General features: G+C 44.9%; 16 protein-coding genes. 11 read left to right on the forward strand and 5 right to left on the reverse strand.

Going from position 1 to position 22,344, the window contains the following annotated elements:
* The first annotated feature begins 11 nt into the window (after window positions 1-11).
* From L2W36_RS17890 to L2W36_RS17940, 11 genes are all read left to right on the forward strand, one after another.
* A complete protein-coding gene (locus L2W36_RS17890; protein ID WP_198558154.1) occupies window positions 12-785 on the forward strand; it encodes an IclR family transcriptional regulator in 774 nt (257 codons plus the stop codon).
* 238 nt (window positions 786-1,023) lie between these two features.
* Window positions 1,024-2,370, forward strand: coding sequence for a magnesium transporter (locus L2W36_RS17895; RefSeq protein ID WP_038229294.1), 1,347 nt, complete (start codon window positions 1,024-1,026; stop codon window positions 2,368-2,370).
* Window positions 2,371-2,747: 377 nt separating this feature from the next.
* The gene (locus L2W36_RS17900; RefSeq protein ID WP_096443200.1) at window positions 2,748-3,248 is read left to right on the forward strand and encodes a DUF3332 domain-containing protein; all 501 of its coding nucleotides are present in this window, start codon (window positions 2,748-2,750) and stop codon (window positions 3,246-3,248) included.
* Window positions 3,249-3,410: 162 nt separating this feature from the next.
* A complete protein-coding gene (locus tag L2W36_RS17905; protein ID WP_038229298.1) occupies window positions 3,411-4,631 on the forward strand; it encodes a DEAD/DEAH box helicase in 1,221 nt (406 codons plus the stop codon).
* Window positions 4,632-4,669: 38 nt separating this feature from the next.
* The gene (locus L2W36_RS17910) at window positions 4,670-5,674 is read left to right on the forward strand and encodes a LacI family DNA-binding transcriptional regulator (protein ID WP_038229300.1); all 1,005 of its coding nucleotides are present in this window, start codon (window positions 4,670-4,672) and stop codon (window positions 5,672-5,674) included.
* A 148-nt stretch (window positions 5,675-5,822) separates the two neighbouring features.
* Window positions 5,823-7,286 carry a Na+/H+ antiporter NhaC gene (gene nhaC / locus L2W36_RS17915; RefSeq protein ID WP_062458056.1) on the forward strand — a complete coding sequence of 488 codons (1,464 nt, stop codon included), beginning with the start codon at window positions 5,823-5,825 and terminating at the stop codon, window positions 7,284-7,286.
* A gap of 12 nt (window positions 7,287-7,298) precedes the next feature.
* Window positions 7,299-8,471 carry a MalY/PatB family protein gene (locus L2W36_RS17920; RefSeq protein ID WP_062458052.1) on the forward strand — a complete coding sequence of 391 codons (1,173 nt, stop codon included), beginning with the start codon at window positions 7,299-7,301 and terminating at the stop codon, window positions 8,469-8,471.
* Between the two features lie 245 nt (window positions 8,472-8,716).
* Entirely contained in the window at window positions 8,717-10,108 is a 1,392-nt protein-coding gene (uhpT, locus tag L2W36_RS17925) for a hexose-6-phosphate:phosphate antiporter (RefSeq protein WP_124940128.1), read from the forward strand.
* 159 nt (window positions 10,109-10,267) lie between these two features.
* Entirely contained in the window at window positions 10,268-10,879 is a 612-nt protein-coding gene (gene uhpA / locus L2W36_RS17930; RefSeq protein ID WP_006069894.1) for a transcriptional regulator UhpA, read from the forward strand.
* Complete coding sequence (uhpB, locus tag L2W36_RS17935; protein WP_198558150.1) at window positions 10,879-12,390, forward strand: signal transduction histidine-protein kinase/phosphatase UhpB; 1,512 nt, start codon at window positions 10,879-10,881, stop codon at window positions 12,388-12,390. The genes uhpA and uhpB overlap by 1 nt, the downstream gene beginning before the upstream one ends.
* A gap of 11 nt (window positions 12,391-12,401) precedes the next feature.
* A complete protein-coding gene (locus tag L2W36_RS17940; protein ID WP_006069896.1) occupies window positions 12,402-13,712 on the forward strand; it encodes an MFS transporter in 1,311 nt (436 codons plus the stop codon).
* Between the two features lie 22 nt (window positions 13,713-13,734).
* Here the strand turns inward: L2W36_RS17940 and L2W36_RS17945 are convergent, their stop codons facing one another.
* The 5 genes from L2W36_RS17945 to L2W36_RS17965 form a co-directional block, all read right to left on the reverse strand.
* Complete coding sequence (locus L2W36_RS17945; protein ID WP_164491426.1) at window positions 13,735-14,649, reverse strand: LysR family transcriptional regulator; 915 nt, start codon at window positions 14,647-14,649, stop codon at window positions 13,735-13,737.
* Between the two features lie 75 nt (window positions 14,650-14,724).
* A complete protein-coding gene (locus L2W36_RS17950) occupies window positions 14,725-15,255 on the reverse strand; it encodes a DUF3332 family protein (RefSeq protein ID WP_006069898.1) in 531 nt (176 codons plus the stop codon).
* A gap of 412 nt (window positions 15,256-15,667) precedes the next feature.
* Window positions 15,668-17,260 (reverse strand): BCCT family transporter, encoded by a 1,593-nt coding sequence (locus L2W36_RS17955; RefSeq protein WP_236110867.1) that lies wholly within the window; start codon window positions 17,258-17,260, stop codon window positions 15,668-15,670.
* A 192-nt stretch (window positions 17,261-17,452) separates the two neighbouring features.
* Complete coding sequence (locus tag L2W36_RS17960; protein ID WP_236110869.1) at window positions 17,453-19,726, reverse strand: putative bifunctional diguanylate cyclase/phosphodiesterase; 2,274 nt, start codon at window positions 19,724-19,726, stop codon at window positions 17,453-17,455.
* 59 nt (window positions 19,727-19,785) lie between these two features.
* Window positions 19,786-22,335, reverse strand: coding sequence for a DUF294 nucleotidyltransferase-like domain-containing protein (locus L2W36_RS17965; RefSeq protein ID WP_236110870.1), 2,550 nt, complete (start codon window positions 22,333-22,335; stop codon window positions 19,786-19,788).
* Window positions 22,336-22,344 lie beyond the last annotated feature (9 nt).

A 22,344-nucleotide genomic window follows, 5' to 3' on the forward strand; every position in this document is an offset into this window, starting at 1 on the left:
GGAGCAGGTACTTGGAAAAAGTTGTTCGGCAGGAGTATAACGCCCCAGCCTTAGAGAAAGGGTTGGATATACTGGAGTTGCTAGCAAGTTCAGCTGAACCCATGTCAAAGAAACAGATCGCAGAGATGGTCGGTCGTAGTGTGGGAGAGATTTTCCGAGTACTCTCCGTGTTGGCTCGTCGTGGTTATGTGACCTTTAATGAAGATAGCGGTAAATATATGTTTTCTATGCAGATGTTTACCGTTGCGAATCAGTATCCACCTCAGTCTCAACTGTTAAATATCGCCAAGCCATTAATGAAAATGGTGAGTGAAAAAGTCAATCAATCATGCCATGTTTCATGGTATGACAATCAGCATCTGGTGGTGATCGGAAGGGAAGAGAGTCCATATAAGATGGGCTTTAGCCTTAAGATTGGCGCTAAGTTAGACGTATGTTCATCCGGCTCTGGAATCGTACTGTTGAGCTTTAGTGATGAGCTCAAAAGAGAGAAAATACTCAAGCAGAGTGGTGCAACTGATTACGAAATAGAACAAGCGAACGCTTTACTCAATCTGACCAAGAATCAAGGTTACTTTATTGGTCCCAGTCCACAAATTTCGGGTATTACTAATATCAGTGTGCCGATCTTTACGGGCAGTGAGATGTTGGCTGTGTTAACTGTTCCATATGTCACTTTAGACTCTGATGCAGTTCATCATGCTGTAGATAGTATTGAAACGACAAAGAACGAGTTAGTCGCTATTTGCCAATCAATCAGTCATCAGTTAACGCCTCAAGTGTAATACTTTCAAAGGCGTGTGGTTATTTCATAGATAGCGACATGCCTTTACTCTTCTTAGGTCTAATTGTTCAATAATGCCTCTGAATTCATCAAGACCACGCTAGATTATTCATCTGTGACAAGCTAAGATTTCTTCTTTCTATTCAGCACATTTATCACAGAGTTTTTTAACTCTAACGCGCTAATTTATCGAACAAATTTACGAGACTAACAACGTATAGCACCATGTGGAGCCACGAGTGAGCGAATTCCAAGATCTATCCATACAAATCGAACAAATCTCTCAAGCTGAGGAGCATGAGCAACCAAGTGTGCTTAATGAACTTATAGAGCAGGGGATGGAGTCGTCGTCGGTGGGGTTGATATTGGAAGCCTTTCCTATAGAGCAAAGGGTTCGTTTGTGGCGTGAGTTGCCGCTGGAAATGCATATCGAAGTGCTCACAGAGACTCGTGCGGAAGTACGTGTTTCTATTCTGGATGCGTTATCGGAAACTGAGCTTAAGCTTACGCTGGCGAAGTTGGATAACCTTTCGCTTATCGAGTGGGCGGACTCACTGCCTGATGACATCATTGCCGAAGCTATCTCTTTACTTGAAAAGGATGAGCTAGAGCTTTATGACCAAGCCAATGAATATGAAGAAGATCAGATTGGCCGCTGGGCAGATAGGAAAGTCATTACGATTCCTTTTAGTATCTCAGTAGACAGAGCCAAGCTGTTGATTGATAAATACAATTATGAGCAGCCAGAGCATATCTATCTAATTGATAAGCAAAAACGTTTTCGTGGGATGGTGGATTATAGCGATGTCTTAAAAAGTGATCCTAAAACGCGAATCAAACAATTGGTTTTGGAGCACGTCACCACGCTTAGTGCAAAGCTAACATTGGCCGAATCGGTGGAAGCAATGGAGCGTTCCTCCTTCAGTGCATTGCCTATTCTGGATGAACGTAAATTGTTGGTAGGGGAGATTGACTGGAAGTTTGCTCTTAGCACGCAACGAGAAATCTACGAGACGCGTTTAATGGCTGGTACGGGTATGGATGAAGGCGATGACCTGTTCGCACCAGTATTGAAAAGTTCGCAAAAGCGTGGGGTTTGGTTGGGGATTAACTTGCTTACCGCTATTTTAGCTTCAGTGACAATTGGCTTGTTTGAAAACGTCATTTCGCAGGTTGTTGCCCTTGCGATCCTTATGCCTATTGTCGGTTCTATGGGTGGGATCGCAGGAAGCCAGACACTAACTTTGATCGTGCGTTCTATGGCTCTCAACCAGATTACCTCCGGTAACCGATTTGCCCTTATCAAGAATGAGTTGGGCATTGGTGCAATTAACGGGCTACTGTGGGCGATCATCATAGGTGCGATGGCTGGATTGTGGTTCCAGTCTTCGATCCTTGGTGCGACCATAGCGTTGGCTATCGTCGTCAATATCATCACAGCAGCGCTGTTTGGTGTCTTGATTCCTCTAGTTCTGGATAAGCTCAAGCTTGATCCTGCTTTAGCGGGTTCAGTCATATTAACGACGGTTACCGATGTGGTCGGCTTCTTTGCGTTCCTTGGTACCGCAAGCCTAGTCATGTTGTAAGTCTTCATTAAGAGGGTTGTAAGAATTGGACTGCAACCCTCTTTTTCTATGATGTTAAAACGAAAAACCTTCCCTTTTTCCCAGAATTTAATTGAGCTTTTATGTTTTGTAATTAGTTGAATGTAAATGTAAATTCATCCTGTTTGACATTGTTTTGGCTATTTGGGTTCTTCTCTTTCTAATTTCTTTGTTTTTATCAATAAATCTCTAGTTTTTAAGTGCTTGCGATGCTCTAAAGTCTGGCTATAATCGCGCGCCATTTTATTAATGGTGTGAATGGGATGAGCCGCTCGCCTGGCGCCTCTCCTGTAATAATCCACTTTAATCAACTTGCTCATCATTTATCTATCGGATGATGCGAGAGGATCGCGAAACAAATGAAACTAATTAAAACCACGATTGCTGCTGCACTAATGTCTACTATGCTAACTGGCTGTATTGGCCAAATGGCAACAACGAGTATGGTGATGTATGAAGTTAACCTAAAAGGTGTGGACAACCGTTATGCTCGTGCTGGCCTATACACTTTGATGTCACCAGTTTATGCCATTACAGCGGCAGCGGATCTATTCGTGATTAACTCTATTGAGTTCTGGACTGGTACCAACCCACTAACTAAGAAAAAGGCGGTAGCGGACACTCCCGCTGAAGCGTACATCAAAGTAAACCACAAGGTAGGAAAGAAGCTCTCTACTGCACCTGTTAAGTTATCTAAGCTAGATGACAATACAACACAGATGGACTTCATTGATGATTCTGGCAAGGCACGCACACTTGTAGGAGTGAGCGGTAAAGATTCTGTTGATTTCTACCTAGATGGTGAGTTCATTACTACGGCATCCCACGCAGAACTAGAACAGTACGCAACGGCGTCTTAACTGTTATCAGAGCCTGCTCATTGATTCGAGCAGGCTCGTTTTTGCCAGCCGCTTACCAACTTAACACTTCAACTATCAACACTTTTATTGATGCAGAAACTGGAGTTCCACACGCTTTCCTCCTATCATCCGCACATATTTCAGCGCTCGTGTAAACCTATCATGTCTTTTTCTGAGTTAACGTTAAGCTCGGCATTAATTGATGCCATTCCTAGTGAATTCTCTCATGCTACTCATATTCAAACCCTCGCTATTCCTGCAATTACCGCACAGCACGATGTCTTGGCTCTTGCACAAACTGGCAGCGGTAAGACCTTAGCCTTTGGTCTTGGGCTGATAGAGCAGTTGCTTAACAACGAGATAAAGCAAGCCTTGATACTAGTGCCTACGCGTGAATTGGCGAAACAGGTAACAGAGACCATCGATCCTATCGTCGCTCTATTAGGTTATTCAGTCGCTGTGGTTTGCGGCGGCGAGGATGTAGAGCCGCAGGTGGGTCAGCTTAATGCTGCTCCAGAGATTGTAGTGGCAACACCTGGACGTTTGCTCGATATCATGAATAAACAGCTGGTGGACACTCAACGTATTGAAACTGTTGTGCTTGATGAAGTTGACCGTTTACTCGACATGGGTTTTTGGCCAGACATTCAGAGTATACTCAATGGATTGAGCAACAGAAAACAAACCTTAATGTTCTCAGCAACGCTACCAGAACAGTTGGAAGCAAAAGTCACGACTTTGCTTAACAATCCAATCAGAGTTGTAGCCAATAAAACCAATAGTGTGGTGGAGCAGATTGCAGAGACATTGTATTTGGTAAATAAAGGCAGTAAAGCCAATGTGCTGATTAAGCAAATTACTGAGCATCAATGGCCTCAGGTGTTGGTGTTTATTGGTGCACGAGACAATGCCGATGCGCTTTGTAAGAAGTTGAATAAAGCAGGTATTACTAGTGGCGCCTTACATGGCAATAAAGAGCAAACGGAGCGTGAACGTACCCTACAGGCTTTCAAACAAGGTGAGATTCAAGTACTGATTGCTACCGATATTTTAGCTCGAGGCATCCATGTAGATGATCTTCCCGTCGTGATTAATTATGAGTTGCCAAGTGACCCATCTGTATACGTGCATCGAGTTGGGCGCACCGCCAGAGCAGGAAAAACGGGACAGGCATTGTCGCTAGTTTGCCATGGTGAAACCGAATATCTTGAGGCGATTCGTCAACTCACATCACGAAGTTTAGTGTTGGAAGAGCTGGCTGACTTTCCGGTGACGGATAAACCCTCGACAGGAGAAAGCAAGCGCCCTAAACGAGACAAGCAAGCCAATCGACGCACCAATAAAAAGACCCGTGCGAGTCAATTCAAGAGCAAGAAACGTTAGCATCGAGTTCGCAATAGAGAGCGTTAAGGAAAGCAGTCATGGCAACCATGAAAGACGTAGCAGAGTTAGCAGGGGTTTCGACAGCGACAGTATCGAGGGTAATTAACCGCTCTCACTACGTAGAACCAGTAACGTTGGAGCGGGTGGAGAAAGCGATTAAAACGCTTAACTATCGTCGTGACCCTCGAGCCGCTGCGTTAGCGAAACGAAGCAATAACACACTAGGTCTACTCACAGGTAACTTGGCTGATCCCTTCTTTGCACTAATCGCCAAAAATGTCGAAGAGGTGGTACGTCTTAATGGCCATCAACTGGTAGTGGTGAGTGGCGGTCACAATACGGAACGTGAAAAAGAAGGCTTGGACTTTCTTATTAGCCAAGGCTGCGAAGCTATGGTTGTGCATGCCAAAATGCTTGATGATGCCACTTTGCTCCGCTACGCTGCCCAAGCTCCCGCTATGGTTCTACTCAATCGCACTATTCCACAGATCTCGAATCGCTCGGTATGGGTGGATAATCGAGCTGGAGCAAAGGTCTCGGTGGAGCATTTGATTGCTTTAGGTCATCGCAAGATAGCCTACGTCACCAGCGATCTGCCGATAGAAGATAGAACCGATCGCCTTCAAGGCTATAAAGACGCCATGTCATCCGCCAACATTGAAGTACCGCCTAGCTGGATTATTAACGAGAATTTCAGTGAGTCTGGTGGTGAAGCGGCAGGAAAGGCGTTGATGGCGCGGTGCCCAGAAGTTACTGCTGTGGTGACGTTTAATGATGTCATGGCGGCGGGGTTGATGGCAAGTCTCTACGAACAAGGCGTGGTAGTACCTGACGATATGTCTATTGTGGGTTTTGATGATGTGTTGTTGGCACGCTATCTCTATCCTCGTTTAACCACAATGCACAACCCTATCGACGAGATGTCGGTGCATGCCGCGAAGCTAGCACTGAACCTCAAAAAATCAGCCTATACTCCTCCCCATAACCATCGTTTTGAAGCCAATTTAGTCGAAAGACAGACCGTCAAGTCGTTAAAAAGGTAATTATCAATGAAAAAACGTGAGAATGTTCACATCAGATAATCTCATGTAAGCGCTTACATGAAACAGTCATCTAGCTCTCAATTTTGGAATGAGGCTAAGGATATTATCTCTGCGAACAAACCCTACACAGTTTTTGAGGATATACATTATGACAAATTCAAAGCCTCTGCCCTCATTTGGTTTAGCGCTCGCCCCTATCGCGGTGATGTTTTTGCTTTTGGCAATCGGCTACGGAGCGCTAGGACTACGAATTGAAGTCTTGCTGCTGATTTCTGCGGCATTTACTGGTTTCATCGCTTGGAAGATGGGCTACAACTGGGATGACATTATTGGCGCTATTGTTGAGAAGCTTGCCAAGGCGATGCCAGTCATCCTAATTCTTGTTTCTGTTGGCGGCCTTATCGCCAGTTGGATGGTGAGCGGCACGATCCCTTATATGGTGTATTGGGGACTTAAAGTGATCAGTCCCGAATACATCCTTATCGCTGCCTTTTTCGTGACTAGCGTAGTATCGGTATGTACAGGTACATCCTGGGGTTCAGCAGGTACTGTTGGTGTTGCACTAATGGGTGTTGCGGCTGGCCTAGATGTGTCGCTTGCAGCCGCTGCGGGTGCAGTAGTTTCTGGCGCTTATTTCGGCGATAAAATCTCTCCACTGTCTGATTCAACCAACTTTGCTCCAGTGGTATCAGGCACAACCTTGTACGAACACATCCAACATATGCTCTACACTACCTTGCCAGGCTTTGTGATTGCCGCAACCGTGTTTTTCTTTGCTGGTCAAAGTGCCGATGTGGCAGGAGTGAGCGAACCAGAGAAAGTTGTTGAGATCTTAGCGGGCCTTGAAAGCCTTTATAACCTCAACATTGTTCTTATTATTCCACCAGTGATGATTCTTTGGGGTGCTCTTACTAAAAAGCCAGTATTACCGCTCATGCTTGCAGCGTCGGCGATTGCTATAGCTCTTGGCATGCTGCTTCAAGGCTTCTCGCTACAACAAGGTTTCCAAGCGTATGTTGATGGCTTTAATCTATCAATGTTTGAAGCGAATGGCCACGAAGTATCAGGCATCATTCCGGATGTAGCGAAGCTGCTTAACCGTGGTGGTCTGTTCTCAATGATGAGCACTATCTTGTTGGTATTCTGTGCCTTCTCTTTCGCAGGTATTTTAAGCTTAACTGGCGCATTGAACGTGGTGCTTGGTCGCTTCCTGCATCTGATTCACTCAACGGGTCAATTGATTACTTCAACGGTTATCGCGACGATTACGGTTGTGTTCACGACATCAGACGGCAAATTAGCGCTATTGATTCCGGGAGAACTGTTCCAAAACGCCTACCGAAAAATGGGTCTAGATACCAAGAACCTCTCTCGTACTATCGAAGATGCAGGCACAATTATTGAACCGCTAGTGCCTTGGACCGCTGCAGGTATTTACATGGCGGGCACGCTAGGCGTGGCAACGCTTGATTATCTACCTTGGGCGATTCAGTGCTATACCGGCGTTATCTTCGCGCTTATTTACGGTTTTACTGGTTTTGGTATTGCGAAAGCGAAGCCAGAATCAACAGATAATACAGAATTACAAACTGTTGCTACCCCAACAAAATAAGGTAACTGCTGAATGAATTGCTTCGACCAAACGTTAGAACGTCGTAACACTGGCTCGCTTAAATGGGATTTTATGGGTCAGAAGCTAGGATTGCATCAATCGGATTTACTCCCTATGTGGGTCTCAGACTATGATTTCAAAGCGCCACAAGTGGTATTAGATGCGCTAACGCAGCGCACTGAGCATGGTGTCTTTGGCTATGCAGAGCGAGATGCTGACTATTATCAAGCCATCATTGACTGGTTTGTTACTCAGCATGACACCCATATCGATAAGGAGTGGGTCACAACGGTCCATGGTGTGTTGCCTGGGTTATCGATCGCACTGCAAATGCTTACCAATATTGGTGACCAGATTGTCATGCAGTCTCCGGGCTACGGGTCCTTTCGCAAAATCATTGAGTTCAACGACCGAGTAGTGAAGGAAAATCCATTAACGCTTGAGAATGGCGAGTACAGTATTGACTTTGAACACCTCGAGCAGTGCTTTGCTCAAGGTGCAAAGGCGATGATCTTTTGTAATCCTCACAACCCAACGGGACGTGTGTGGTCACAGCAAGATGTGCTAAAGCTTGCAGAGCTTTGCGAGCGCTATCAAGTGTGGTTGTTAAGTGATGAAATTTGGTGCGATCTTACGCTTTCCGGCCAACAACACTATTCGGCGCTGAAACTGCCGCAAAGCCTAAATCAACGTTTGATAGTGGCAACGGCAGCGAGCAAGACCTTTGGCCTTTCGTCACTGCGTATCTCTAATTTCATTATTCCTAATGAGGAACTGAGAGCGTGCTTTGTTAGGCGATTAGATGCTCATGGCATGGATGTGTTTAATAGCTTGTCTATGGTCGCCGCGACCGTTGCCTATCAGCATTGTGCTGAATGGTTGGAGCAATTAAAGCAGTATCTAGAACGAAATATCGAGCGACTTCAACGCTTTGTAGAGTTGGAGCTTTCAGGTACAGGGGTGAAGTTTTTACCTCCTCAAGCGGGCTATTTAGCGTGGTTGGATTGCCGAGCACTTGGCCTTACTGACAGCGATCTGGAGCAGCGCTTTATCGACTCTGGCGTGGTGCCAAGTATGGGTACGGCCTTTGGTAAAGAAGGTTCGGGCTTTGTTCGCCTTAACCTTGGTTGTCCAGAGACTACGTTGCAACGTGCACTTACTTGCATTAAACACGCCTTAGTATAACCCTACATCTGTGATGTGATTCACGTATTCTTTGATAACTAGCGAGTACTAGGAATTTTTCCTAGTACTCCTAAGACCGCCTCTCAAGCCATTATCTCGGCCAATTCTTACACTCTTGCTCATAGATTTTCAGCGTTATTAGCGCTGATCCTCAAACGAATTTACTTTTTGCACCATACCAAGACCGGCGATGGGTCGCTCTTTGGGTAGTGCTGCCCCTTATGTTGAGAGTCTAAGGATTCATCATGTTGAAATTTCTAGAGCAAGTGCGTAAGCCGACGTTGGATCTTCCCGTCGAACAAAGACGCAAAATGTGGTTTAAACCATTCTTACAGTCCTATTTAGTGGTTTTTATCGGTTACATGACCATGTACCTGATTCGTAAGAACTTCAATATCGCGCAAAACGATATGATTTCGAACTATGGGCTTTCCATGACTGAACTTGGTTTGATTGGTCTTGGTTTCTCCATCACTTACGGTATTGGTAAAACCGTGGTGTCCTACTATGCCGATGGCAAGAACACCAAACAGTTCCTTCCGTTTATGCTGATCCTTTCAGGTCTTGCGATGCTTGGCTTCAGTTTCAGTATGGGTGGCGGCAGCGTTAGTCTATTCCTGATGATTGCATTTTATGCACTAAGTGGTTTCTTCCAAAGTACCGGTGGACCTTCAAGTTATTCAACCATTACTAAGTGGACGCCACGTAACAAGCGTGGTTCATACCTTGGCCTTTGGAACATGTCGCACAACGTAGGTGGTGCAGGTGCGGCGGGTGTTGCGCTATTCGGTGCTAACTACCTGTTTGATGGTCACGTGATTGGTATGTTTGTGTTCCCATCTATGATTGCTTTGGTGGTTGGTTTCTTTGGTCTTCGTTACGGTAGTGACTCTCCCGAAGCTTACGGTCTAGGTAAAGTAGAAGAATTGTTCGATGAAGCGGTGAGTGAAGAAGACGAAGCGGCTGAAGAAAACCAAATGACCAAGCGTGAAATCTTTGTTGAGTATGTACTTAAAAACAAAGTGATTTGGTTACTGTGTTTTGCCAATATCTTCTTGTATATCGTGCGTATCGGTATCGACCAATGGTCAACGGTTTATGCCTATCAAGAACTTGGTCTATCCAAAGAAGCGGCAATCTCAGGTTTCACTTTATTTGAAGTCGGTGCATTAGTGGGTACCTTACTTTGGGGTTATCTGTCTGATTTGGCGAATGGTCGCCGTGCTCTGGTAGCTTGTGTGTCATTGGCGCTAATCATCGTAAGCTTGGAGTTCTACCAGCATGCGACAAGCGAGTTCATGTATCTTGCTTCTCTATTTGTTCTAGGTTTCTTGGTCTTTGGTCCTCAACTACTTATCGGTGTAGCGGCAGTAGGTTTCGTACCTAAGAAAGCCATCAGTGTTGCCGACGGTGTGAAAGGGACGTTTGCTTACCTCATTGGTGACAGCTTTGCGAAGTTAGGTTTAGGTATGATTGCCGATGGAACGCCTATCTTTGGTCTGACAGGATGGAAAGGTACCTTTGCGGCGCTGGATACATCTGCGGCGATTTGTATCGGTCTATTGGTCTTCGTAGCTATCGCAGAAGAGAAGAAAATTCGTAAAGCTAAGAAGCAGTTACAACAAGCTACCGCTTAATATACCCCTGAAAAGCGCTGTCTACGATTTCGCATTTGGTTTGCCTGAGCCATTGGAATCATAGATAGCGCTTTTTTTAGAACCAAACGCTATTTGCTTAATCGATGCGTCGGCGTTAAGTTACCCCATTTTTCGCCTTTCTCTAGCTGGTACTTCATCATGATCAATGTTGTTTTAGTGGATGACCACATCATCGTACGTTCTGGGTTTGCTCAATTACTCAATCTAGAGGAAGACATTAATGTAGTCGGTGAGTTTAGCTCGGTTGAAGAAGCTAAAAGAGGGCTGCCGGGCAGTGGTGTGCAGGTATGTATTCTGGATATCTCGATGCCGGACGAAAGTGGTCTCGCGTTACTAGAGTCGATGCCCAAGGGCATTGCCTGTGTGATGCTCAGTGTGCATGACTCTCCTGCTATGGTGGAAAAGGCATTGGAATTAGGTGCACTTGGTTATTTGACCAAACGTTGCAGTCCTGATGAACTGATTCAAGCGGTGCGAACCAGTGCCAACGGTGGTTGCTATCTTACCCCGGATATTGCCATGAAACTGGCTTCTCCAAGACCGTTCCAACAAGCCTTATCTCGACTCACTAAACGTGAATATGAAGTGTCAGAGCTCTTGGCAACGGGACTCGATGTGAAGGCGGTAGCGGCCGAACTTGGATTAAGTCATAAAACCGTTCATGTTCATCGTGCTAATGCACTGGATAAACTTGCTGTCAAAAACAATGTGGAACTTGCCAAGTTGTTTAGGGCAGAAGCGACGTTGTAATGCGAACTTACCTCGTTGCCAGCGCCAGTGCATGGCTGATAACCCTGTGCAGTTGGTTTTGCTTATGGGTGATTTCCTATTACTTCGTTAACGACGCTGAGTTGGCAATTCTGTTTTTCCCGTTCGCTCTTAGGCTTGGGATTACCCTGCATGCCGCTAAAAAATACTGGGGTGCCGTTTATGCTGCTGAGTGGTGCTTAACCATCTCTCTGGCTATTTTGCTTGCGCAGCCTCAGTGGTCGGCCATTTTGGTTGCTAGTGCGCTAAGTATTCCTGTTGCCTTGGTTGCTGAGCGTTATTATCAAGGTGCTCAGTGGCGACGATTACTTATTCAAGCTGCAGCGATTGTTGCCTGCGCTCTGATTAACATGCTTGCTGTCGGCAGTCATAGTGACTCTCTGAGTTTCGTCGGTTTGGTGAGTATAACGGCGGGGCTTATGCTGGTGCCGAGCTGTTACCTCATTTGGAATTACCTATTTCAAAGTACGTGGCGACCTTTGACATCTAACCTCATTCATCAACCAATCGAATTTCACTATAAGCCCATTTTGCTGTTCATTGCACTGTTTGCGGTGAGCATTTCTCTGCAAGTCGGGCTGCCTGACGAGCTCAGGCGCTTTGCTCCGTTTTGTTTGGCAATACCCATCATCTTGCTTGCGTTTCGTTATGGATGGCAGGGTGCTCTGCTAGGTACGCTTCTTAATAGCTGTGCATTAATAGCGGCGCGTAGTGGGGTGTCACAACTGGAAGTCACGGACCTACTGCTATCAATAAGTGCTCAATCATTAACGGGAATATTGCTGGGTATGGCGGTGCAGAGACAACGCGATTTAAACCATCAGCTTCGCTCTGAACTTACTCGCAATAAGCACTTAGCGAAACAGTTGGTGCAAGCGGAAGAGTCGGTGCGTAAGGACATTGCTCGCGAACTGCATGATGAAATTGGTCAGAATATCACTGCTATTCGAACGCAAGCGAGCATTATTAAGCGCGTCAACAATCCTGATTTGAGCATTGGTTGCGCTGATACCATTGAATCCTTGTCTCTGAATGTCTATGACACCACAAAAGGACTGCTTACTCGATTAAGACCAAAAACCTTGGATGATTTAGATGTGATCTCCGCCATTCAGCAAATGGTGCGTGAGATGGAGTTTGAACAGCTTGGTATTGAAGTCGAATTTACTGTCGACAATGTTAGCCAGCGAGTGCTCTCAGATATGATGGAGGTGACGTTGTTCCGTTTATGCCAGGAAGCGCTGAATAACATTCTCAAATACGCTCAAGCCAAACAGGTGCGAATAGAGCTCGTCATTGATGCGACAATCACGCTAAAGATTGCTGATGATGGCATTGGCTTTCCGCTTCAAGATAGCCAAAAAGGGTTTGGCCTTAAAGGCATGAAAGAGCGTGTTCAAGCGTTAGGTGGCCAGTTTGAGATTCGTAGCGTTGTTGACGGAGATGAAGCACAACGTGGCACCGAAATTGATGCACGACTTCCATTGGTGTAGCGGGGTAGTTCATGACAGTCAAAGTAGCAGAACAACAGATGAAACATCAAGATAGCGCGAGTGTCGATACTCGCTATCGGTACTGGCGTTTTCACATCATGCTGGGAATGTATCTCGGCTATGCCGGTTTTTATCTTACCCGAAAAACCTTCAATTACACCGCGCCTGCACTTATTGCCGACCTTGGTTTAGACAAGGGAGACATCGGCATGATGGGCACCATGTTCTATTTGATGTATGGGCTATCAAAATTTGTCTCAGGTATTATTTCAGACCGTTCCAACCCTCGTTATTTTATGGGTATCGGGCTTATTGCCAGTGGAGTGGTAAACATTGTCTTTGGTCTGTCGAGTTCGCTGTTTGTTCTTGCGAGTTTATGGATTCTTAATGCTTGGTTCCAAGGTTGGGGCTGGCCGTCCTGCTCCAAGCTTTTGACCACCTGGTACTCCAGAACCGAAAGAGGATTTTTCTGGTCGCTTTGGAATACAGCACATAATGTCGGTGGTGCGATGATTCCTTTGCTGGTGGGCTTTCTAACCTTTCATTATAGTTGGCGCGAAGGGTTTATTATTCCGGGCGTAATAAGCGTGCTGATAGGTTTATTTCTCTGTTGGCGACTGCGTGATAAACCCACGTCAATGGGATTGCCTACCGTAGGCCAATGGCGCAATGATAAGTTAGAATTGGCTCAAGAAAACGACGGAGTAGGGCTGAAGCCGAAGCAGATTCTCTGGTCGTATGTTCTCAACAATAAATACATCTGGTTGCTCGCTTTTAGCTACGTATTGGTTTACATCGTGCGCACGGCGATCAATGACTGGGGTAACTTGTATCTGACTGAGCAGCATCATTACAGTTTAATCAACGCCAATGCATCAGTATCTTTGTTTGAAGTCGGCGGCTTTGTGGGGTCTTTAGTCGCTGGCTGGGGCTCAGACAAGCTATTTGGCGGTAATCGTGGGCCAATGAACCTGATTTTCGCAATGGGGATTTTCCTATCTGTTGCCGCGCTCTGGTTAATGCCATTAACCAACTTTGTGTTTCAGTCTGCTGGTTTTTTTGCCATTGGTTTCTTTGTTTTTGGACCGCAGATGCTGATTGGTATGGCGGCGGCTGAGTGTTCACATAAAGACTCAGCAGGTGCGGCTACAGGATTTGTTGGACTGTTCGCCTATATGGGCGCAGCTCTTGCTGGCTACCCACTTGCGATGGTATTGGAGCAGTTCCATTGGACTGGGTTCTTTGTGGTGATATCGGTCTGTTCGGCTGTCATCGGCCTATTGTTGTTACCCTTTTTACAAGCACAATTCAGTCAGCGTTAATTCATGGTTTGATGGCTCGGACTCATTGCCGTTGTATCCAATCAACCAGTGTGGAGTGAAGCCATTTTATCGCGTGTGTATCTCGGCTTTGGGCTGGGTAGATAAGCCAGAATTTGACGGGTTCAACCGGACCCGGAAATGGCAAGATCTTGATAGGTAACCGATTGGCATGCTGTTCAGCGAATCGTCTGGTACAGAGGCACAGTGCTTCACTTTCTGAAGTAAGCGACAGCATGGAGGTTAAAGAGGTTTGCGTGCTTAAGATACGTCTTTTGGGTGGCGGTGAATTATATAGCATTTCAAACAGCGAAGACTCTCCAAATTGGTAATTCAATATGATGTGCGACTCTTCGGCAAACTGCTCTGGTGAGATGGTGGAGCCTACTCGTGGATGGTTTTTCGAAGCGATCACCACAATTTCATCTTCAAATAACAGATCGTTGCAAATGTTCGGTTCAGCGAGCTGGAAAATATCTATGATGGCATCGGCGTGTTTGAATTTTAAAGTCTCGTAGCTATCGCTGTTACTATAAAGGATATCCAACCATTCGAGACGAAAACGAGTTTCAGTGTGATTGGCAAGCTCGGTGCTTTTTATGTGTTCAAATATGATGGGTTCAGGTGCTTGTACCACCACTTTTCGTGGTGTTGATTGGTGAACACCATAAAGGCAGTCATTGGTAATTACATCGAATTCATGGAGCAGAGGGGCAATGCGTTCTATTAAATGATGCGCTTGTAGGGTTGGAGTTATACCGCGGCCTCGACGCATAAATAGCGAGGTGTTGAGCTCAATAGAAAGCTTTTTAATTGATTGGCTTACTGATGCTGGAGTGACGTTGAGCTCTTCTGCTGCACGACTAATCGAGTCATGTTTGTATACGGTAGCAAAAGTTCGAAAAAGGTTTAAATCAATCTTGTCACTGTATTGAGTCATAGAGTTTGCCATGAGTTAAAGTAGGTAACCTTCCGTGGTTACTTAGTTAACTATAGGAAAGATAGAGATTATTTCCTACGATTCTGAGAACTCATGCTCTAGCGCATCAAGTGTTGTTTGAGACACTAATTGGTCATCAATGTAGTAACTGATCTTGTCGCCTTCTTTTACACCTATCACTTTCGATTGCTGACCATCCGCCAAGGTCACTTCCATTTCAATCGTGTTTTCATCGAGGTAACGAATGGTGCCTGAGTTAGGCGTGCTCATTGTCAGTGGATCAATCGGTGCATCGTGCAGGCTAGAATCAACCTTGTCATTCACTTCTAAATAGGTCTCTGTTTTTGTATCAAACACATGAGGCTTACCGTTAATTGGGTTGGTACCAGACCAGAATTCGATTGAGTTCACAACGAACAAGTCAGCCACTAGCGTAAAACCATAGACAGGAGATAGCAGGAAGTTAACGCCTGCACGTGCGTAACGGTTGTCCACGACTTTAACGTTGAAACCCATCAGCTTTTCGGTCACAGCGTTACTGCCGACACAGCCACTGAGTGTCAGCGCAGAAGCGAGAAAAAATGCAATTTTAGTTTTGGTGTTCATAACAAGCCTTAAGCAGTAATAATAAGTTGGTTGTTACCAAAGATGTTCAGGTTCTAGGGGGTTAGGCAGGAACCTAAACAAACCTTTGGTAACGGAGGGGGCGCAGCCTAAAGCGGTGGAGGGAACAGATAAATGTGTTTGGTTTAAAAGACGTTTAAGTGCTGGTTAATAATGACATAAGACGAATTTTTCTTTAATTAACAGATAGTAATGGAAAGCTGCTGAGCGCGATGTCATAAGGTGAAACAAGTTGACATAACTCTGATGTATCTGATGATGAAATGTATCAAAAGTGGAGGCGGTAATTTGTAATGAATAGGGAATGTAGAACACAGGTAAGTGGAATGAAAACGGCAAGCGTGAAGTGCTTGCCGTAAAATAGTTTTAACTCGCTGGTGACTTTGTTATAGCGTCAAAGTCGTTGCTGCTTTGCCATCTGATTGGCAATTTTTGGTGCATACCAAAGACTCGGCGCAATAATGAAGGAGGCAGGCACTGCGGTGATAACAATAAATGACTGTAATGCAGAGATCCCACCACTGCCCAACGAAATCAGAACAATGGCAACAGCGCCCATAATGATTCCCCAGAAAGCTCGAATCGTCGCGTTCGGTTCTTTGTCTCCACTGATCACCATGGTGATGGTGTAAGTCATGGAGTCACCTGTGGTGACAATAAAAGTCGTGGTGAGAATCAAAAATAAAATGGAGATCAGCGTCGGGAATGGCAACTGTTGTGTAATCGCTAAAAGTGCCCCTGGCATATTGAATCCTTCAAAGCCTGCCTGAATCACACCAGGATTTTCCAATTCAAAGGCAAGTCCAGAACCACCGACGATGGTGAACCAAAAGCAAGTTACTAGTGGGGCGGCGATACTAATGGCAAGTACTAGCTGGCGGATAGTGCGGCCACGGGAAATGCGGGCAATAAAAATCGCCATCATCGGAGCATAACCAATAAACCAACCCCAGAAGAACACGGTCCACCAACCTAACCACTCAGGGTTTCCTCGATATAGCGCCATTGGAACAAATTGGTCAATCATTTGACCTAAACCTTGAACATAGCTATCGATAATAAAGCCAGTGGGACCAGCAAATAGAATAAACACGATAAGAGCCACGGTAAGAATAATGTTATAGCGACTCACCAACTGGATACCGCGATTGACTCCGCTTAATGCCGAGAGGGTATAAAATACCATCGCAACGATCACTACTATAGCTTGGGTTATGAAGGTGTCCGTAGTACCAAAGAGCTCTTGCATGGCATAGCTGATTTGCAGCCCCAGAAAACCAATAGGGCCAATTGTGCCAGCGGCAACAGCGATAATACTCAGTGCATCTACCGTGTTGCCGATTCCGCCTTTAATAGCTTTTTCCCCAAGTAGCGGATATAGCAAGGTTCTCGGTTTTAGAGGTAAGCCTTTGTCGTAATGCAGATGCATCAACACGATGGAAGACAAACAACCTAGAACAGCCCAAGCTAAGAAACCCCAATGAACAAAAGACTGAGAAAGTGCGTTGATGGCATTGGTTTTGGCATCTTGAGAGCCAAATAAAGGTGGAGGTGAAACAAAGTGTGCGATTGGCTCAGCAGCAGCCCAGAACACGCCGCCACCTGCGAGCAGTGTACACAATACTATCGATAGCCATTTGAAATTCGTTACATCAGGAGTATTGAGACCTCCTAAGCGAACGTCACCAGTACGACCAAAACAGAGTGCGAGGCCAATAACGAAGTTGGTTAACAACAAAATTTGCCAAAATGCACCAAAATAACGAGTTGCTAGCTGGAAACCAGAATCGACCAGAGAAGAAAGAGTAACAGGATGGGTAAGGGCAAGTAGAACAAATAGGGTAAGAAAAGAGCCGCTAATCCAAAACACTGGATTGTTCATTTCCAGTTTGGCTGCGAGCTGTCTCAGTCGTTCAGGCGGATGTATGGCATCGTACGCTGAGTTTGAAGCTGCTGAAGTAGATTCAACAGTATTAGAATTTAGCATTAAATAATCACTATTCACTATATGCTGCGGTTAAGCGAGCAATGTGGATTTGGACGCGATTTTTGCTGAGCAAAATGTGAGCTGCGTCATAAAAAGTCGGCCATCCTAGCATATTGATCAGCGGAGTTCAGAAGTTTTTTCATTGTAAGGGCTCGCGGTAACCCGTTAACAGGTCTCCCTATCGTCTAGTGTTTACTTACGTTGTGCTTTGTTGAAGGCAGTGTATATAGGAATGGGCGTGGTTAGCTGTTTAGGAGAAGGGGTCGGAATGCAAGGTTTGTCGCACAAATCATGTTGCTCGCAGTTTGAGGGGGGTAATTCAGTATTAAATGCAGGAAAAGGAAGAGAAAAATAATACCCTTGTCCGTAATCGCATCCTAACGAATTCAGCTTGTCTTGTTGTTCTTTTGTCTCAATACCTTCGGCGATGACATTAAGGTTTAGCTTATGTGCGAGTTCGATAATACTGGCAACCACGCAATAATCTTTACTATCGATGAGTAGTTTGTCGATAAAGCTCTTATCGAGCTTTAAAGTATGAATAGGAAGTTCATGTAGCAATGAAAATGAGCTATAGCCGGTTCCAAAATCATCCAAAGCCACTTCAATACCTTTTGCTCCTAATGCAGAGAGGGTCTTCATTGCTATGTCATGATTTGTCAGTACGCTGGTCTCAGTGAGTTCTAGTTTGATCGCTTTTGTCGGAAGTTCATAGAGCGCTAGTAAATCATCAATTTGCTGTAATAAATCAGAGTCTGTCACAAACCCCGGGCTCATGTTGATAGCGACACACACTTCCTGAGCATGCAGATCACGGTGTTCTGCAATATCAGCGCATGCTTTGTTTAGCACCCATTGTTCGAGCTGAACAAGCAAATTAACCTGTTCAGCGAGTTCTAAAAATTCACTGGGTGGAAGCAAGCCTTTTTGTGGGTGCTGCCATCGAACTAGAGCTTCATAGTGCACAATATGTTGGCTGCGTAAGCAGTATATGGGCTGGTAATAGAGGCGTAATTGTTCGTGCAAAAGTGCCTCAGTAAAATCGCGCTTGAAGTCGGGGATTTGGCGAAATTTTAGCGCCATGTTGGGGTCATAAAAGCAGCACTGATACCCAGATTTTTCCTGTTTGGCATGGTACATAGCGATATCCGCAGCCTTAAGTAACTCAGTAGCGCGACGACCATGTTCAGGGGTAAGCGCGATGCCAACCGATGCTGAGATAGTCACTTGGATACCAGAGATGTTCATAGGCTCTTTCAGCGAGGTAATGACGCCTTCAATATAGTCTTGTAGGTGTTGACGACTTTTTATATCAAACAGTAGCTGACCAAATTCGTCTCCACCCACTCGAGCGGTAATATCAGAGTGGGCGGTATTGGCTTTGAGTCTTTGAGAAACCAGCTTAAGGACCTTATCGCCAAATAGATGTCCATATCTGTCGTTAACGATCTTAAAGTCATTGAGATCGATAAATAGTACCGCTTTAGTTAAGGTCGATTGCGTGTGAGCTTGTGCCGCGACTAACTTCTTCATAAAGAAGCGACGATTGCCAATGCCAGTCACGCTGTCGGTAAATGACAGATTTTCCAACTGTTTGGTTTTTTTCTTTACCGCTTGTTGTAATTGAACTGGAAGTTGTAAATATTTCCAGGTTATCCACCCGGAGCATATCCCGATAGAAATGATCACAAGATAGCTCACCATCGGGAAAAACTTTTCCCATCTTGATGTTGGTAATGTAATGGCTAATTGCCATTGTTGGTTTGGGAGGGTAATGGTGGAGGTTGTTGTCACATCTTGTGGGTCAGAAGATGGGAGTTTAATCCCAGCAATACTTTTCACTTGACTTGTTGTGGTATCAATAGCGGACAAATCGAACGAATAGTATGAATTAGCAGCTGAAGGCAGGCCCGCATTGAGCAAAATAGTATCAAAGTAGATTAAGGCTGATGCAAAGCCCCAGAATGCTTTTTGTTGGGGTGAAAAGATAGGTAACCTGCCAATTACGGCTACCCCACCTTGTTTGAGTTGAAATGGACCAGATAAGGTTAATTTTCGGGTTGAGATTGCACGTAGTGCGTCCACTTTTCTTGCAGGATCCCGTAGTAAGTTATGACCAATGGCGGCTTCATGCCCCTTAAGCGGGTAGATATGTTGGACAATGCCGTCCGGGGCAAGCTGAATATTATCAACGAGTGGATGTTGAGCTATCAACCCTTGGGCGTAGAACTCGAAATCCTCGACGTTACCTTGGTCTTGAGATATCAATAAGGCAAGCACCCTAGTTACAGATAAAGCTTGCGCTAACTCAAGCTCTATAGCTCGAGCTTTATCAAAGGCGATTTCTTGAGCATGAACCATCTTCTCTTGCTGAGCATGATTTACAAACGTATAAACCCAGTAGCTCCCAGCGGAGATGACACTCAGCGTAAGTAGTATAGGAATAATAAGCTGATTTCTATTCATAGGGGTTAGTCTAGTAGGTTATTCAGATGAAGCGAAAAAACTAGACTAACCAAGGGGAGTTATAGGAAATCTTGTTGTACTTTTTGATGGAAGATAGCGATGCGGTTAAGAACGCTTTGTAAGTGCTGTTGTTCTATAGGTGTGAGGTCTTGTAATACTATCTGGTCGTTGATCTTACGCAGATCTGAATATTCAATAATCTGATTCATGAAGCGCAATTGCCAGATATGGTCGAAAACATAGAGCATTTCTCGAAGAGCGAGGGCATCAATTTCATGCTTTGTCGCCAATTGCTTTAGTCGATAGACAGTATTGCTCTCACGAATATCATGTTTTAGGGCATATAGCCGACAGAAAATTTCCATAGGTCGTAAGCACTCTTTTAGATTAAGTGTCAGTTGTCCTTGCTGTCTTTCAGTCTTTATCTGCTTGGTTAGGGTAACAGGTACTTTGTGTGCTAAACAGTTTTTGGCATAAACCGACATAAATCCAGGATATTGTTTGAGCAAGACCTGAATATGATCTTGGATAGCATTGACCAAACGTTCGTCACCATAGGTGGAGCGAATATCAAAAAAGACGTTCAGCTCCAGTATCGACTTAGGGGTGGCATATTGAATCCACTGGCTGAAATTGTCATTCCATTCTTTTTGGCTAAGGCACCACTGATGATTTGAGGCCATGATGAGCCCTTCACAATAGCGATATCCAGCTTGATCTAGCTTGGCACAGACACTTTCCGCCAAATGCAAAAAGTAACGTCTCACGCTTTTTAGGTCAGCGGTATCTGGCGTTTCAAAGACGATTGCATTGTCTTGGTCAGAAAAAAGCGTCATATCATGGCGTGCATTACTGCCGAAAGAAATAAAAGAAAACGGCACAGGTGGTTCGCCGAGCTCATCAATGGTTAACTCGATAAATCGACGGATAGCGGCGTCGTAAGCAGTGCCAATAGTGCGACGCAAAATTTCGGGACGAGAACCCGTTTGAATCATCTCTCGAATCAGCTCAGCCAGTTGATTGAGTGCTTCAACCGTTTGGCCTTGAGATTGACTTTGCTCGATGTCTCTGACGATTTGACTGCTTAGCTCTTGATAGTGACTAACCTGTTCAATAAGTCCAAAGCTTCCACTATAGATTTTACGTGTGATTGGACGGAACGACAGAACATGACCTTGCTTTTCAGATAGAAAAATTCTTGATGAGCTGAAGATAATGTCGACGATGTTACCACTCTTAGTGAGGAGCTGTGCTTCGAACTCATTAGGTTCTACGGCGTTGTTAAACAGTGCTAGTAAGTGTTGGAGTACGTGCACATTTTGCGGACTTTCAGGAAAGAGCTGGCTCCAAATAGAGTGATCTTGTAATTCCGTTTCGCTGTATCCTGTTATTCTTTGCAGGCAATCATTGGAATAGACTATCTTGCCTTCAGTTTCCAAGATATAACCCTCGTTTGATGACTCAACCAATGCTCTATAGCGGTCTTTCGCCTCATGTAGTGCTAACTCAGCTCTTTTTTTGCGATTTTCTATCGCTTTGCTCTGCGATAAGATAAATCCGAGGCAAACCAAAAGCCCGAAGAAAATGACCGAAAAAATCTTCATTAATGTGTGCTTTAGATCATCAATCCCTTGTTGAACATCGTCAAAATAGACTCCTGTTCCGATAATCCATTGCCAGTCGTCGACCCCTTGCACGTAGGTCAGCTTAGGCGCTGTGGTATTAGTGCGGTCGTTCCATTGCCAGAGATATTCGAGAAAACCATGCTGTTTAGCGGCGACCAACTTAGTAAATTCGACAAAAATCGCGACACCATCTTTGTCTTGATAATCAGTGAGGTCTTGACCCGTTAAATCTCGTCGATACGGGTGCATAATCATGTTAGGATGGAAGTCTATAATAAAAAAATAATCTTTATTATCAGTACCATATCGCATAGCTGCAATTTCTGTAGCTGCTCGAGATTGAGCCTCTTCCAAAGTTAAGACATCACGCCTTTCGAGGTCAATATAGCTATCAACAATGCTAACGGCTGACGATGTCAACTCTTCTAACATTTGCCGTTTTTGATTCATCATCGACTCTTCGACAAATGGCAAAACCATGAAAAAAGTAGCGCATACAAACAGAACTAGTGCCACTATAGATGGGGCAACAATCCGCAAGCTAAAGCGTGAAAAGAGTCGATTACTCTCTTGCCTACTTGCGTGTAAACCATCAAAGTACTCAGCGAGTTCATTGGCGCTAAGCACAGCGCGTAACTCTTCTGATTCACGTGCTTCGTGGTATTTGGCTTTAAATGTGTCGTTTTTGAAGTCGGCTCTTGAAGGGAGGTATCCGTCATAATCGTCACGGATATGAGCCTCGAATACGTCTCGGATAGTTTGCCTGCTGTATTTCCCTTCAAACTCTGAATATGCCTCTGCTAAGGCTTCCTTGCAGTGACGAAACTGTCGGTGATCGTAGGGGTCATTATTAGCGACGCGGCCCTTGCTTAATGCGTGCTCAAATCGGTCGTGGTCAAAAAAGCCATCAATCCATTTATGAATATCTTCTGCTCTTATTCCATACAGCTTTTCGGTTCGATTAGCATGCTCCGATATCTTCATAGACTCCCT

The sequence above is a fragment of the Vibrio sp. McD22-P3 genome (genome assembly GCF_021568915.1).
In the GTDB taxonomy this organism is placed as follows: Bacteria; Pseudomonadota; Gammaproteobacteria; order Enterobacterales; family Vibrionaceae; genus Vibrio; species Vibrio mediterranei.